The sequence below is a fragment of the Flavivirga spongiicola genome, from assembly GCF_030540825.1.
Classification (GTDB): domain Bacteria; phylum Bacteroidota; class Bacteroidia; order Flavobacteriales; family Flavobacteriaceae; genus Flavivirga; species Flavivirga spongiicola.
Window position 1 is genome coordinate 548892 of record NZ_JAUOEO010000001.1, and the last position, 15981, is coordinate 564872.

16 protein-coding genes are annotated in these 15981 nt (G+C 31.9%); 9 read left to right on the plus strand and 7 right to left on the minus strand.

What is annotated here, in order from left to right:
* Positions 1-23: 23 nt before the first annotated feature.
* The 4 genes from Q4Q47_RS01965 to Q4Q47_RS01980 all read left to right on the plus strand — a co-directional run bounded on the left by Q4Q47_RS01965 (position 24) and on the right by Q4Q47_RS01980 (position 5229).
* Complete coding sequence (locus tag Q4Q47_RS01965) at positions 24-824, plus strand: TrmH family RNA methyltransferase (protein WP_303304974.1); 801 nt, start codon at positions 24-26, stop codon at positions 822-824.
* Between the two features lie 117 nt (positions 825-941).
* Positions 942-2174, plus strand: a complete 1233-nt coding sequence (locus Q4Q47_RS01970) for a M48 family metallopeptidase (RefSeq protein WP_303304975.1) — start codon at positions 942-944, stop codon at positions 2172-2174.
* Positions 2175-2330: 156 nt separating this feature from the next.
* On the plus strand, positions 2331-2846 hold the full coding sequence (locus tag Q4Q47_RS01975; protein ID WP_303304976.1) for a hypothetical protein: 516 nt from the start codon (positions 2331-2333) through the stop codon (positions 2844-2846).
* Positions 2847-3426: 580 nt separating this feature from the next.
* Positions 3427-5229, plus strand: a complete 1803-nt coding sequence (locus Q4Q47_RS01980; RefSeq protein WP_303304977.1) for a DEAD/DEAH box helicase — start codon at positions 3427-3429, stop codon at positions 5227-5229.
* 99 nt (positions 5230-5328) lie between these two features.
* On the opposite strand, the gene Q4Q47_RS01985 is transcribed toward Q4Q47_RS01980, so the two are convergent.
* On the minus strand, positions 5329-5826 hold the full coding sequence (locus tag Q4Q47_RS01985) for a DinB family protein (protein ID WP_303304978.1): 498 nt from the start codon (positions 5824-5826) through the stop codon (positions 5329-5331).
* 649 nt (positions 5827-6475) lie between these two features.
* On the opposite strand from Q4Q47_RS01985, the gene Q4Q47_RS01990 reads away from it, so the two are divergent.
* On the plus strand, positions 6476-7252 hold the full coding sequence (locus tag Q4Q47_RS01990; RefSeq protein WP_303304979.1) for a carboxypeptidase-like regulatory domain-containing protein: 777 nt from the start codon (positions 6476-6478) through the stop codon (positions 7250-7252).
* A 188-nt stretch (positions 7253-7440) separates the two neighbouring features.
* Here Q4Q47_RS01990 and Q4Q47_RS01995 read toward each other — a convergent pair whose 3' ends face one another.
* The 3 genes from Q4Q47_RS01995 to Q4Q47_RS02005 are packed head-to-tail and all read right to left on the minus strand — an operon-like array spanning position 7441 to position 9049.
* Positions 7441-7818, minus strand: coding sequence for a VOC family protein (locus tag Q4Q47_RS01995; RefSeq protein WP_303304980.1), 378 nt, complete (start codon positions 7816-7818; stop codon positions 7441-7443).
* 5 nt (positions 7819-7823) lie between these two features.
* Positions 7824-8351 carry an SRPBCC family protein gene (locus Q4Q47_RS02000; protein WP_303304981.1) on the minus strand — a complete coding sequence of 176 codons (528 nt, stop codon included), beginning with the start codon at positions 8349-8351 and terminating at the stop codon, positions 7824-7826.
* 41 nt (positions 8352-8392) lie between these two features.
* A complete protein-coding gene (locus Q4Q47_RS02005; RefSeq protein ID WP_303304982.1) occupies positions 8393-9049 on the minus strand; it encodes a TrmH family RNA methyltransferase in 657 nt (218 codons plus the stop codon).
* 170 nt (positions 9050-9219) lie between these two features.
* Here Q4Q47_RS02005 and Q4Q47_RS02010 point away from each other — a divergent pair, with 170 nt between their 5' ends.
* Positions 9220-9906, plus strand: coding sequence for an SIR2 family NAD-dependent protein deacylase (locus Q4Q47_RS02010; RefSeq protein ID WP_303304983.1), 687 nt, complete (start codon positions 9220-9222; stop codon positions 9904-9906).
* A gap of 62 nt (positions 9907-9968) precedes the next feature.
* On the opposite strand, the gene Q4Q47_RS02015 is transcribed toward Q4Q47_RS02010, so the two are convergent.
* The gene (locus Q4Q47_RS02015) at positions 9969-10388 is read right to left on the minus strand and encodes a cupin domain-containing protein (RefSeq protein WP_303304984.1); all 420 of its coding nucleotides are present in this window, start codon (positions 10386-10388) and stop codon (positions 9969-9971) included.
* 134 nt (positions 10389-10522) lie between these two features.
* Between Q4Q47_RS02015 and Q4Q47_RS02020 the strand changes: the two genes are divergently transcribed.
* Positions 10523-11830 (plus strand): phenylacetate--CoA ligase family protein, encoded by a 1308-nt coding sequence (locus Q4Q47_RS02020; protein WP_303304985.1) that lies wholly within the window; start codon positions 10523-10525, stop codon positions 11828-11830.
* A gap of 44 nt (positions 11831-11874) precedes the next feature.
* On the opposite strand, the gene Q4Q47_RS02025 is transcribed toward Q4Q47_RS02020, so the two are convergent.
* Positions 11875-13110 (minus strand): glycosyltransferase family 4 protein, encoded by a 1236-nt coding sequence (locus Q4Q47_RS02025; protein ID WP_303304986.1) that lies wholly within the window; start codon positions 13108-13110, stop codon positions 11875-11877.
* 127 nt (positions 13111-13237) lie between these two features.
* Positions 13238-13711 (minus strand): heme-binding domain-containing protein, encoded by a 474-nt coding sequence (locus tag Q4Q47_RS02030; RefSeq protein WP_303304987.1) that lies wholly within the window; start codon positions 13709-13711, stop codon positions 13238-13240.
* A 270-nt stretch (positions 13712-13981) separates the two neighbouring features.
* Between Q4Q47_RS02030 and Q4Q47_RS02035 the strand changes: the two genes are divergently transcribed.
* Both Q4Q47_RS02035 and purB read left to right on the plus strand, forming a co-directional pair.
* Positions 13982-14572 carry an adenylosuccinate lyase gene (locus Q4Q47_RS02035; RefSeq protein WP_303304988.1) on the plus strand — a complete coding sequence of 197 codons (591 nt, stop codon included), beginning with the start codon at positions 13982-13984 and terminating at the stop codon, positions 14570-14572.
* Between the two features lie 64 nt (positions 14573-14636).
* Positions 14637-15980, plus strand: coding sequence for an adenylosuccinate lyase (purB, locus tag Q4Q47_RS02040; protein ID WP_303304989.1), 1344 nt, complete (start codon positions 14637-14639; stop codon positions 15978-15980).
* Position 15981 lies beyond the last annotated feature (1 nt).

Sequence of the window (15981 nt, forward strand, 5' to 3'; positions counted from 1 at the left end):
CCTAAACAAAACTAGTTAATATATTGTCTACAAAGTTAATATCCAGTACGCAAAACCCAATTATTCGACAACTTACTCAATTAAAGGATAAGTCGCGAGAACGGAGGAAAACAGGGCTTTTTTTGATTGAAGGCGCACGTGAAATTTCGCTTGCCCAAAAAGGTAATTATGAGATTGAAATCATCTTATTTCATCCAGAATTATTTTCTAAAGAAAAACTAAACGATTTATCTACTGAACATGTAAACATTATAGAAATTTCCAAAGAGGTATATCAAAAGTTAGCTTATCGTGATACAACTGAAGGTATTCTAGCTGTTGCTAAAAGTAAAAATCATAACATAACTGATTTAAAATTCAATACGAAAAACCCTTTAGTTTTAGTTGCAGAGGCTCCGGAAAAACCCGGTAATATTGGCGCTATTTTAAGAACTGCCGATGCTGCTAATATAGATGCCGTTATTATTGCAAACCCAAAAACAGATTTTTATAACCCCAATATTATTCGTTCTAGTGTGGGTTGCGTATTTACAAATCAAATTGCTACAGGTAGTATTTCTGAAATTATTGGCTTCTTAAAAGAAAATAATATTAATATTTACTGCGCCGCTTTACAAGCATCTGTAAATTACCATACGCAAGATTTTAACAAATCGACAGCTATTGTTGTTGGCACTGAAGCAACTGGACTGAGTAATGAATGGCTAGAAAGTTCGACTCAAAATATTATTATCCCCATGCAAGGTGAAATTGATTCTATGAATGTGTCTGTTGCCGCTGGAATTCTTATTTTTGAGGCCAAAAGACAACGGGGGTTTTTATAAAACGTCATTAGGAGCAGAATACAATGGCATGAAGTAATCTTTTAAAAGAAGTTACCAATAAACAGATCACACAGTGCAGGCTAGCTTTGCTCCTCAGAATGACAACAAAAAGATAATATGACATCAACAACTTTATTTTACATCATCATCGCAATATTAATTATCAACTTTCTAGTCGATAAAATCTTAGATGCTTTAAATGCGAAACATTATAACGATGCCCTTCCTGAAGATTTACAGGATGTCTACGATGATACTGAATATAAAAAATCACAAAATTATAAAACGACTAATTACAAATTTGGAATCTTGACTTCAACATTCTCCATTCTTTTAACCTTAGGTTTTTTACTTTTTGATGGTTTTGAGTTTGTAGATAATATAGCGAGAGGTTATAGTGACCATCCAACTATTGTTGCGCTTATTTTCTTTGGAATTATTATGATTGGTAGTGATATTCTATCTACACCTTTCTCCTATTACAGCACCTTCGTCATTGAAGAAAAATTTGGGTTTAATAAAACAACCGTCAAAACATTTATTCTAGATAAAATAAAAGGCTGGTTGATGATGGCGATTGTTGGTGGTGGCATTTTAGCACTTATTATTTGGTTTTATCAAGTTACGGGGAATCATTTTTGGCTGTATGCCTGGGGCTTGGTTGCTGTATTTACTTTGTTCATGAATATGTTTTACTCAAAACTTATTGTGCCTTTATTTAATAAACAAACCCCTTTGGAAGCTGGAAGTTTAAGAGATAAAATTTCTGAATATGCACAAACTGTTGGTTTTAAACTTGATAAAATATTCGTGATAGATGGCTCTAAACGTAGTACAAAAGCCAATGCATATTTCTCTGGGTTTGGTAGTGAAAAACGTGTGACACTCTACGATACTTTAATTAATGATTTAGACGAGGAAGAAATCGTTGCTGTACTTGCACACGAAGTTGGTCACTATAAAAAGAAACATATTATTTTTAATTTGTTTACTTCTATTCTATTAACAGGGTTAACACTTTTTATTTTGTCGCTTTTCATTTCAAATCCATTGTTATCGCATGCTTTGGGTGTAGACATTCCTAGTTTTCATATTGGACTCATTGCTTTTGGGTTATTATACTCCCCTATTTCTGAAATTACAGGTTTAATTATGAATGTATTTTCCAGAAAGTTTGAATACCAAGCAGATGACTATGCAAAAAACACCTATAAAGGAGAGCCTTTAATTACATCGCTTAAAAAACTTTCTAAAAATAGTTTGAGTAATTTAACACCTCATCGTGCTTATGTATTTATGCATTACTCACATCCTACCTTGTTAGAGCGGATCAAAAATTTAAAAGCTTAAAAACAATGACATATCCATAATGTAACATATTTCCTTGGTACTGCACACATGGCTTTATAAGTAAATTTTCAAAATACATATTATTTTTTTACCAAAAAGGGTAACATTCACATGACGTGGTTGATATAAGTATGTAAAACATTTATTGATTCAGTCATGAAAACTCAAATTAAAAAATCCATAATACTGCTATTAGCAGTACTTTTTGCCAATTGCTCTAAAGATGATGATACTCATATAGATGAAGGCGTAACATTGTTCGAAACAACAGAAGAATGGAACTGTAATTTGTCTGAAACCTGTGAAGATATTTATCAATTCAAATTTAAAAAAGGCAGCAGAATATCTATAAGCATCGAAAATGTTACGGGTAAATCTGTTGTTTCATTAGATCTATCTGCTAACTTTGGAGAGTTTGGTGGTCCAAACTTACTTACCCAAGGCAAACTTACTTATTATGGATGTACTACCCAGGATGAGAGTGTGGCTATTGTTAATATTTATATCTCTGAAACTGGAACTTACAATCTAGCCATTGCCAGAGATTGGGGTTTAAGTGCTGGATTTGGTGGCACTTATAGATTAACAATAATATCAGACACCGCATTCACTGAAGGTGAAACACCGGTAAATGATATAGAAGCTACAAACTATGAAAGAGAATGTATTTAGTTTTATTTTTAATTCTTATTTTAACGTGAGTTCAACATAAGTAATCACGATTGTTACTGATAACCATATGATTATTTAGGTGTATGTCTCCTCGAGCATTATTGAAATATAAAATATATTTTATATTGAAGATACCTAGCGAAGCTTAACGAGAGATTCTTAAACAACTTCAAATTTTAATAAGTCTCGATTTTAGCCTGCCTTGAGTACTTCGGCTGCGCTCAGCATGAACTAAAGTCGAAGCACTCTGGATGACAAAATATATCACTTTTTAGACCTCTTTTATGTATAGACGATTTAATTATAAAAAGTCTTTTAAGAAAGCATGTTAAAATACCCACAAAAAGACTTAAAAACTTCAAGTAAATAAGATTCTTGCCTGCGCAGGAATGAAGTTAAAATTTAAAAAGATTCCCTCTTTCAAGGGAATAACAAATATTAACGTATATTTGCCGCTTGAAACTCAGAAAATGAGTTAAATTCCTCAGAGAGAGGGTGTGTTATTAGAAGTTTAAGGTTAAGTATGTCGATTCGCTTCTTTATGTAACACTGCATAACATAATCGCATACATGATACAGAATGAGCACATTCCAAGAATTAGGTCTTAATGACGACCTATTACACGCTATTACAGATTTAGGTTTTATTAAACCAAGTGAGGTACAAGAAAAAGCAATCCCTATTTTATTAGAATCTGAAACAGATTTAGTGGCATTGGCCCAAACAGGAACTGGTAAAACTGCCGCTTTTGGTTTTCCAATGCTTGAAAAAATTGATGTAGATAGCAGAACAACACAGGGCTTAATTTTATCGCCTACAAGAGAGCTTTGTTTGCAGATTACCAACGAAATGAAACAATACGGCAAGTACTGTAAAGGGCTTAACGTAGTTGCTATTTATGGTGGGTCTAGTATTACAGATCAAGCCAGAGAAGTTAAAAGAGGTGCACAAATTATTGTAGCGACTCCGGGGCGTATGAAGGATATGATAAGCAGACGTATGGTTGATATTTCTAAAATTCAATATTCAGTTTTAGATGAAGCCGATGAGATGCTGAATATGGGTTTTAAAGAAGATATTACGGACATACTTTCTCATACTCCTGAAGATAAAAATACCTGGTTGTTTTCTGCAACAATGCCAAGAGAGGTGGCTGCCATTGCTAAAAACTTTATGAGTAATCCCCAGGAAATTACTGTTGGAAATAAAAATGAAAGCACAAGTAATGTATCACATGAATACTATTTAGTAAATGCCAGAGATCGTTACCAAGCTTTAAGACGTTTATCGGATGCAAACCCTGATATTTTCTCGGTCGTATTTTGTAGAACCAAACGAGATACACAGAAAGTAGCTGAAAACCTTATTGAAGATGGTTATAGCGCTGGTGCACTGCATGGTGATTTAAGTCAGAATCAACGTGATTTGGTGATGAAATCGTTTAGGAATAAACAAATACAAACACTGGTAGCTACAGATGTTGCTGCTCGTGGTATTGATGTAGACGATATTACCCATGTTATAAATTATCAATTACCTGACGAAATTGAAACCTACACCCACCGTTCTGGACGAACTGGACGTGCTGGAAAAACAGGGGTTTCTATGGTGATTGTTTCGAAAAGCGAAGTGCGTAAAATAAAAAGTATTGAACGCATTATTAAACGTCAATTTGAGAAAAAAGATATTCCTGATGGATCAGAAATTTGCGAAGTACAATTGATGTCTCTTGCAAATAAAATACATAACACAGAGATTAACCATGAAATTGATAAGCATTTATCGAATATTAACGCCTTGTTTGAGGATACAGATAAAGATGAATTGATTAAAAAATTCTTTTCAGTTGAATTTACCCGTTTCTACAACTATTATCAAAAATCTAAAAACTTAAATGTTTCTGATGATGGTGGTCGCGATCGTGATGGCGGGCGTGATTTTGGAGGCAAGTCTGATTCTTCGCGTTACTTTATTAATGTTGGTAGCAAAGATGGTTTTGACTGGATGAAACTTAAAGATTTCTTAAAAGAACAGTTACAACTTGGAAGAGATGATGTTTTTAAAGTTGAAGTAAAAGATAGCTTCTCATTTTTTAATACTGAAAACGAATTAAAAGAGAAAGTATTAGCTTTCTTTACAGACTTTAAACATAACGGACGCTTTGTAAATGTTGAAGTATCTGAAAACCGCGGTGGTGGCAGACGTAACGACAGAAACCGAGGCAGAAGGCGTGACGATAGAAAAGGTGGTGGAAGACGTGATGACAGAAGATCTAGCTCTGGAAACAGAAGCGAAAGACGTCGTTCTGAAGGAGCTTCAAAACCAAGACGTTCAGATTCTGGTAGTTCTAGTTCTTTTAAGCCCAGACGCTCAAGACGCTAGTAATTGATCAGTATTATTTAAGAATCTACATATCATCTTATTTGTTATAATAAGAAGGGTTACAACCTATTGCTTTTTTGAATTAAATAGGTAGTATTGTTAGCATTTGTTGTTTTCTTTCAAATATTTTATGATTATTCCAAGTTGTCCTAAATGATAAATATCGTGATGTAGCATGCCGTTAATTACAAAACCATACTTATAATTGCCCTTAAAATCTGTATCATAATATAGTCCATTCAAGAATTCATCGTCTTTCGATTTCAATAAGTCAATCAATTCCGACAAAGTTCTATCATATTCTGATTTAATATTATCCCAGCCTACAATTTCGAGCTTATCATTAGTCAACCAATTTTCCTCACAATCGTCTGTCTTACTTCCTTTCCTAGTCTGGATTTTCAAAATGGTCTCTTTTCTCCATAGTGTCAAATGGGAAATTATTTCCGCAACACTGTGCAAATTTTCAATTGGTCTTAAAAAAACCGAATTTTCATCTACTTGATTCAATTTGCCATTAAAAGTACTACCTATCCATAATTTTCCTTTCTGGACTTCCTCTAGCTGCTGAATAATATTTTCGATAAGGTATTTCATTCTAATTGGCTAAGACAGTTTTGTATGACTAGTTCCATGTTTTAAGCAACTAATTTAGCAAATACAAACCGAATAGAAAATTCGCGAGGATTTTCGTAAATAAGCTTACACTAGCAATTAATTTTATAAGGCTTAGCCAAGGTTTTTATTTTTTCAGGGCTCTCATTTTCGTTATTAAATCATCTCCATATTTAGATAAATTCCAATAAGTATTTGTGTCATCAACTCGCCTTTTTTCCTCGTTTTTTTATAATCAGTTTTAATGCTCCTAATTAAATAATAATAGTGTAAAAATCGTCTGGTGCTATCTGGAAATTATAAATGACTGAATTATCAAAGTTTTCCTCGATATTAGAACTCTCTTTAATTTGAATAAGTTTATTAATTGAACTCATTAATTCAGATTCAATCGATTTATTAATCATTAATGGGCTTACTGAATAAAAAATGTCATTCCAAGATGATGCATTAGGATACAAAAACCAATAAAGTTCAAATTCTTATTACACTTTCAACCTTCATAAAAAACTTTAATTCATATTATAATTTAAACTTTTTTGTTAATTTTTAGTCAAATTGCGACTAAACCATAACTTTTGCCGTTTTGTTTAGTATTTTAGCTATTGAATTTTAATGACAATATACACAGATGAAAAACTACCTACTTTTTTTTGCTTTTATATGGACTTCCGCTATTTGTGTGGGACAAGAAGCTGATAAAGTTATTGGGGTTGTTATTAATTCATCAAATGATATACCTCTCGAGAATGTTAACATTGTTAACCTCAATCAAGTAATTGGTACGACTACCAATAAAAAAGGAGAATTTGAGATCTCTGCCAAAACAAACGATACACTACATTTTTCGTATTTAGGTTTTAAATCTATAAAAGTTAGAGTTACTAACGACTGGTTAAAGTTTGGAAGCTCTAATATTGAATTAACAGAATTGGCTTTAGCTCTTGAAGAAGTAGTTGTAAACCAACTAAAACTTACAGGGTATTTAGAAGTTGATATAAAACAACTACCTGTGGTCAATAATAATTATCGTTACAGTATTTCCGGGTTACCTAGTACAGGCTATGAAGCTGGTTCTAAAAGTGCTATAACCAAAATTATTGGATCTATTTTTAATCCTGCCGATTTTTTACATCGTATGTTTGGTAAAAAACCAAACGAATTACGAAAGTTAAAAAAGATGAAAGAGGATGATGAAATTAGAACATTACTAGCATCGCGTTTTGATAGGGAAATGCTCACTGTTTTATTACAAGTAGACCGTGTTGATTTAGATGAGATTGTAAGTCAATGTGATTATTCTAAAGGCTTTATACAAACTGCAAACGACTTACAAATACTTGATGCTATTAGCGAGTGTTATGAAGAATATAAAGTACTAAGCCGAAGCAGAAGTAAAAGAATATAAAAAACTCTAAAAAGATTAAGCCCTCAAAATTTTAATTTACACGCTTTATATGGGATAGTGTCTTACAAACCTTTCGACTGCGCTCAGGGAGACTGTAGAACTATCATTTTCGAGCATCTTCGATTACGTCGTCTATAGTTAGTTTTTTTATCGATGGACTCTGAATAACTCTTTTTGCTTCCTCTTTTTTATGCCCTGGAATGTAGCGCTATTCGATTCCCTTCACTATCAATAAAAATACCCATATAGCCAACATCTGGTGAAATTTGTGTTTTAGCTTGAATCACTTTTCCACCAGCATCTTCCACCCTATTCAATTCGTTGTTAACATCTTCTGAGTTGAAATAAATCAAAGCTCCCTTTTTATCACTTGGCTCATAGGCCTGATTTTGGACCAAAGAACCCGCAGCTCCTGGCTTTCCTTCTTCAAATGGAAACCATCCCATTAAAGTACCTCCAAAATCCTGTGCTTGTATTTTTATTTTGAATACTGCATTATAAAAAGCTATGGCGCGATCCATATTAATTACAGGAATCTCAAACCAACCTACCATATTATTTTCCATAATTTCTATTTTTCTAAAATTATTTTTAAACTCGCTAAACCTTCTTCAAAATCTTTTCCCACATGCTTATCAACATTATACAGCATCATAAAAATATTTGCAGGCACTTTATTAATTCCAGAAAAGCCCCAAGTTACTTTTGTATTTCCATCACCAATATCTTCAACACTTGTAATGGCATCAGACTCAGATTTCCAGGGTTTAAAAAACCGTAATCTGGCTTCCACACGATTATTTTCAACAATATTTGTAATTTCTTGCTCTCCCAGACCTACATCTTTATTACCATCCCATTTGGCTATAAATCCAATTTCACCATCATTACCAACAAATTCTTGTTTCATATCAGGATCTTTCTTTTTCCAGGGAGACCAGTCATCTTGATTTTTTATATGCTTTAAGTATTGAAATACTTCTGGAAGCGGTTTATTAATGATAATACTTCGATTTACTTGATACTTTTTAGGAGCTAAGAGGGCTAAAAGAATGAATAGACCAACAATTGAAAGGACAACATAAAGAGCTATATACATGATTACCAAATTATTAATTAATTGTTTTAAAATTACAAAAATTATTTCTGACCATAAAAACGGGCAACAATCTCATCATAACTTTTAATAGTTTTTGTAATCCAGTCCAACCGTTTATCTAACATCTCTTCTTCAGTTAATTGCCAATTAATGGTTGTTTGCCTTAGTTTGGTAGTGACATGCTGTAAAATGATTGCTGCAGATACCGAAATATTTAAACTTTCGGTAAAACCAACCATGGGTATTTTTAAATAACAATCGGCAGCATCCATAACTTCTTGAGATAATCCTTCGGTTTCTCTTCCAAAGAAAAAGCATGATTTTTTAGTGATATCAAACTCATGTAATTTACAATCATCTGTATGAGGTGTGGTAGCCACTATTTGATAGTTTTTTTCTTTTAAACCTAAAATACAATCGCTTACTGTGCTGTATCTATTTAAATCCACCCATTTTTGGGATCCCATTGCTATTTCTTTATCAATGTGTTTCGAGTTTTGTTCCTCAACAATATTAACCTCTTGTATGCCAAACACATCACAACTACGTATTACCGCACTTGTATTATGTAATTGATAAACATCCTCGGTTGCCACAGTAAAATGTTTAGTACGTTGAGATAGAACACTATCAAAACGTGTTTTACGGTTTTCTGTTAAGTAAGTTTCTAAATGCTCTAAAAGTTTTAAATCAATCATGTTTTAGTAAAATATCGAATTTAAGAAAAAAGTGTGGATTCCGGTCTTCACAGAAATGACAAATAATGACTATTTTTATAATTATGAAATATCCATAACTAAAAGTTCGATACCCAAGGACAATGATTATATGGATATTACATACTATAAAAAACAATAGACATACACACATGAAAAAACATTTAGTTGTACTAACTGGGGCCGGAATGAGTGCCGAAAGTGGTATTAAAACCTTTAGAGATGCTGATGGTTTGTGGGAAGGTCATGATGTTATGGAGGTTGCAACACCCGAAGGCTTTAAGGCAAACCCTGAATTGGTCTTAGACTTTTATAATCAACGTCGTAGACAACTTTTCGAAGTGGAACCTAATAAAGCTCATTATGATTTAGCTAGACTTGAAAACAACTTTAACGTTACCATTATAACACAAAACGTAGATGATTTGCATGAGCGCGCAGGAAGTAATAACGTCATTCATCTACACGGTGAACTTTTAAAAGTAAGAAGCACTGGTAATGAAAGTGATATACAAGCATGGCAAACGGATTTGGTTTTAGGAGACACATGTAAAAAAGGCTACCAATTACGGCCGCATATTGTTTGGTTTGGTGAAGATGTGCCTATGATTGAAAAAGCGGTTTCTATTTGTGAAACTGCAGATACTTTACTCATTATTGGCACGTCTATGCAAGTATATCCTGCTGCGGGTTTGATGCATTATGTCCCTCATAATACACCTACTTATTTTGTAGACCCCAAACCTAATATTAGCAGTAAAGAAAATTTAACTGTTATTACCGAACCTGCTACAGTTGGTGTCTCAAAAATTTCAAATATGCTAAATAAAGGTGATTGATAAAGGGTTCTTTAATGGCTTTAAAGGTTCATTTTAGGAAACACTTTAAAAATAATTAAACACTAATCTTTTTCAATAACTGTAATAGGTAAATCTTCCGTTCCTGCATAAAACACCACAATTTCGGCTGGTTTATTACCTTTATTTATGCCATAATGTATTTTGTTTACAAGTTCCACAATAACATCTCCCGCTTTAAGTTCTAAAACCTTTTTATCCTTATCTACAACAGTTAATTCTCCTTTTAACAGAATACCCGAATTGATAACAGGATGGTAATGTTTATGCAATTTCATTTTAGGCGGAATAGTTATTCTTAAAACCGTAATTTTTGGGTTTCCTTCTGGGTAATTTGGAAGCTTGTCTCCATTCCAACTTTTAGTTGTTTCGACTAACTTAACAACTTCAATTTTTTTTATTTTACTGGCTTTACAAGATGATAATACCAGTACAAAACTTAAAACAAAAAGTATTCTGTTCATTTTCTATTAATTATTTTATTTATTCTTTTCTTTAATCCATTTAACTATTTATATATTTTTAACAAAAAACCTAATATTTATTTATAATTTGGTTAATTTAAGCATTAATTATTTATAATTTAAAAGCGTAAAAGTTGAGAAAAGGAGAAAAATTAAGGCAATCCATCTTTTGGTCTTTAGATTTTATTAAAGGAGGGAAAATAAAAAAGCACTATGATGATATAAAAAATATGATCGAATTTCCCGAAAATTCAATGTCTTCAAAGAAAAGAAGCCGTTACCTAAAAAAAATAATGACACATGCTGCTAATTCTGTCCCTCTTTATAACAATATTAATCCTTCTAACATTCAAAACTTCCCTGTCATAAATAAAGAAATAATTAAGGAATCTTATAATAAATTTCAATCATACAAATACAAAAACAAAAAGAAAATAAGTGTCTCCACTAGTGGATCTACGGGGGCTTCTTTTACAGTATTTCAAGATTTAAACAAAAAAGCCAGAAACACTGCCGATATTGTTTATTTCTCTGAGTTAGCAGGGTATAAATTAGGATATAAACTATATTATTTAAGATTTTGGAGTATGTTTCAAGGTAATAACAAAGTTTTAAATTGGATGCAAAATGTCATTCCTATTGACGTCTTTAATTTATCTCCCCATTCTATAAAAAATTTAATCGACCAAATAAAAAATACCTCTGGTAATAAAAGTATGATTGGATATGCTTCAATCTTTCATAAAATATGCAATTATTTAGAGTCTGTAGAGTCTGATTCTGTAGATTGTAATCTTAAATCTGTGATAGGAATTTCGGAACGTTTGGATCCTTCTACAAAAAAATCAGTCAAAAAATATTTCAATGTTGATATGGTTTCCAGATATTCCAATGCCGAGAATGGCATGATAGCACAACAACCTAAGTGTAAAGAATATTTCGATATTAATTGGGCGAGTTACTATGTAGAAATTTTAAGTTTACACAATAATAAACAAGCTAAACCTGGAGAATTAGGTAGGGTTGTAATAACAGACTTATTTAACTATTACATGCCTATAATACGCTATGATACAGGAGACGTAGGAATTATGTCTGACTTAATTCATAATAATAAAACCCGAAAGGTTCTCGAAAAAATAGAAGGAAGGAAAATGGATATGATCCGAAATACATCCGGAGAAATATTATCTACTAGTATATTACTATTGATTAATAATTATAAAGAAATTACACAAAGACAAATTATACAAAAAACTAAAACCGAATACTTATTTAAACTTATAGTAAAAAATAAACCTTTTAAAAAGGAAGACGAATTTATTAATGAATTCAAAAACTATTTAGGACAGAACGCTAGTATTACATTAAAATTTGTTGATAATATTCCTCTACTACCTTCTGGAAAACAGCAATCTATAATTAATGAAGTTAAACCTTAACCTAAGATTTTTAGTTATAAAAATTAATAAAGGTATGTGTGTTTTCAGTTTTTATTCTTCTCTTCAATCCATTTACTCATAAACTTAGTACTCTGTAAACCGTGATGCTGCAACATTTGTCCCATAAAATTATTAAGTCGATGTTCCTTTAATTGTTTAACGATTTCTTCTATTCTTAAAAAGAATTTTTGTTGATGTTCTTGTCTATTAAAGCGTTCGTTAAAAACCTTATAACCTTTTTGTTGTTTCTCTCTCCATAATGACGCATCAACATATAATTGTATTGCTTTATTTGCAAATATTTCCGGGGAATCTTCTATAAACCCATTAGGTTTTAAATCTCCAAACATGCCTTCTGCTCCAACTATAGTGGTAACACAAGGCGTGCCATTTTGCATCGCATCAATCAATTTCCCTTTTAAACCCGCTCCAAATCTTACTGATGCTAAACAAACTCTCGCTTGCTGCATAACTTTATTAACATCATTAGCAAACCCTTTAATTAAAAATCGTTCTTTATCATTATGAAGCTGATTTACTTTTTGAGATGCATAGGCTCCATAGATATGCAGTTCTGCCTTTGGTAATTGTTTTTTTATTAATGGCCAAATAGTCTCTTTTAAATATAACATCGCATTGTAATTGGGTTCGTGCAAAAAATTACCAATGGTTATAAAATGTTGACGTGCTTGAAAATTTGGAAGCCTTTCAATAGTTTTTTCTGATACTTCGTCTAACATAAAGGGCAAATAATGTAATAAAGTATCATCCACCTTAAATTCATTTTTAAGAATGTCCATTTCTGCCTCAGAAATAATCAAACTTAAATCACTTCTATAAATACTCGCTATTTCCCGTTTTGCTATATCGTTGAATAAATAAGTTTTATCAAATTCTTTGCCGTCTTTAAAAGCTTGTTGTCTTCCTTTTCGTAAACAGTGTAAATCTTCTGTATCTATAATTCTTAACGCATTTGGGCATTGTTCTACAACACGCCAACCAAATTGTTCTTCCATCATAAAACGGTCAAACAAGATCATATCTGGTTGTAGCTCTTTTACAAAAACATCGAAACTAGTATTATTTAATTCAATAGCAATTTGGTCAATTCCTATAATAGTCAAATCAAAAGCATGATCACTTTTAGCACAGGGACTAGAAAATGTTATTTCATAATTCTGAGCTTGAAAAAACTGAATAAGCTGTATCATTCTACTACCAGCAGCAGAACTTTTAGGTTCTGGCCAAACAAAACCAATAATTAAAAGTTTTTTTGTCACTAATTCACGAATGTTTTTAATTAATTGTTGGTTAATGGTTGCTTGTTGTTGGTTCCTAGGCTTCTCACTCCTAATTCCTAATTCCTAATTCTTACTTCCTAATTTTTAACTCATAATTCCTAATTCCTCACTCTGGTTTAGGAACCAAACTATACTTAAAACGTACTTGTTTTGCCCAATCAATAATAGCAGTTACTTGCTCTTCTGTAAGTTTAGCCTCTGTATGTGTCCAGGTATATGAGTTAAGAGGCATGCTTTTATCTTCGACCATCTCTATAAGTTCTTCAAATTTATGATCTTTTCGTTTTACAGAATTCCCTTCCCAACTTGATACATTAAAATGTTTTTTTCCATGTTTTATATGGTCTGCCAACCAATAATTCACAGGCGTAATATAATTGTACCAAGGATATCTTGTAACATCACTATGGCAATCAAAGCAACTCTCCTTTAAAATAGTTTTAACGTCTTCTGGCGGGTTTGTTTCATTAAAAAAAGCCTCTATCGATACGATGTCGCCTTCATTCTTTTCTGGACCGAAAAATTGAGCGATGATAAATACGATCACTAACAACAGGAATATCTTTTTTATTATTTTCATACGTTTAAATTTTTGTAATTATTATGATAATAGATTAATTAAAAAATTGAGAACGTATGCAACCGCTTCGCTCTCTCATTAAAAATTTTAAACATATTCTTTTTTGAATATATTTTTAAAATTTATTAATGCTCGTTTCATATGGATATATTTATTATTTTTAATTGTTAGATACCCTACACATATAAAACATTTTTATTAATATTGAGTCATCTATAATGCTCATTTCATTATGGTATTTTAGATATCTAAAATAGATAAAATTATCTTATGTCTTTAGAAGAATTCTATAAAGAATTAAGCTATATAAATGCCTCTCGGGAAAATCGAATGAAATATGCCAATATGGTTTTAAACGATATGGGCTTATTCCCTAAACTAATAGACATTTTATTTATGGTTGATGATAAAGTATCGTCCCGTGCAGCTTGGGTCTTCGAGTTTGTTTGTGCGAAGTATATTTATGCTATTGTTCCATATTTAGAAACGTTTACTAAAAACATTAATAAAATTCATTTAGATTCGTCTGTACGTCCTGTATCCAAAGTCTGTGAATTTATTACTAAAGAATACTATTCTAAAAACCCTAATACAATAAAAAACACATTGAGTCCACAACATAAGGAACGAATTATTGAAGCCTGTTTTGATTGGATGATTAGTGACCAAAAAGTAGCACCAAAAGTATATGCTATGGAATCTTTATTTCTTTATGGAAGGGATAATGATTGGATTCATCCCGAATTAACACAGATTTTAGAGCAAGATTTCCAAAAACAAAGTGCTGCTTTTAAAGCACGGGCAAAACGTACGTTACTTAAAATAAAGAAAAGCAACGCAAGGTCGCTTAAAAAATCGTAAATCAAATACCAGAAAACGCAAATCAAAAACGTATCTTTGCAACTTCCAAAAAAACACATAAATAATGTCATTATCATCATTAAATGCCATCTCTCCTATTGATGGACGATATAGAAGTAAAGTTAACGAATTAGCCCCCTATTTTTCTGAAGAAGCACTTATAAGATATCGGGTTTTAGTAGAAATTGAATATTTTATTGCGCTTTGTGAAATTCCGTTACCACAGCTTAAAAATATTGATATTACCATTTTTGATGATTTAAGAAACATTTATAAAGATTTCTCTGAAGATGATGCTTTAGCGATCAAAAAAATTGAAAGTGTTACAAATCATGATGTTAAAGCTGTTGAATATTTTATAAAAGAAAAATTTGAGGCTTTAAATCTATCACAATATAAAGAATTTATCCACTTCGGATTAACTTCGCAAGACATTAATAATACAGCTATTCCTTTAAGTATTAAGGAAGCGATGAACGATGTATATGTTCCTGAATATTTTAATGTCTTAAATAGATTAAAAGAATTAACCAATGATTGGGCATCTGTTTCTATGCTTGCCAGAACACATGGGCAACCAGCTTCTCCTACCCGTTTGGGAAAAGAAATTGAGGTTTTCGTAAAACGTTTAGAAGAACAATTTAATTTATTAAATGATATTCCTAGTGCAGCTAAATTTGGTGGTGCTACTGGTAATTTTAACGCACACCATGTAGCATATCCTACTATTGATTGGAAAGCATTTGGTTCTAAATTTGTGCAAGAAAAACTAGGTTTACAACATTCATTTCCAACAACTCAAATTGAACATTACGACCATATGGCTGCATTGTTTGATACTTTAAAACGTATAAACACTATTTTAATTGATTTAGATCGAGATATTTGGACTTATGTTTCCATGGACTATTTCAAGCAAAAAATTAAAGCAGGTGAAGTTGGAAGTTCTGCAATGCCACATAAAGTAAACCCGATTGATTTTGAAAATAGTGAAGGGAATTTAGGCATTGCCAATGCCCTTTTCGAACATTTATCGGCAAAACTTCCTATTTCCAGATTACAACGTGATTTAACAGACAGTACTGTTCTACGTAATGTAGGAGTCCCTTTTGGACATACACTTATCGGGTTTAAATCCACTTTAAAAGGTCTTGATAAATTACTTTTAAATGAATCTAAATTTGCTGAAGACTTAGAGAATAATTGGGCTGTGGTTGCTGAAGCCATTCAAACCATTCTACGTCGTGAAGCATACCCAAATCCATACGAAGCTTTAAAGGGCTTAACGAGAACCAATACTAAAATTAATCAAGATTCTATTTCTAATTTTATTGATACTTTAGAGGTCTCAAATACAATAAAAGAAGAATTAAAACGTATTACACCTAGTAATTATACAGGAATCTAAA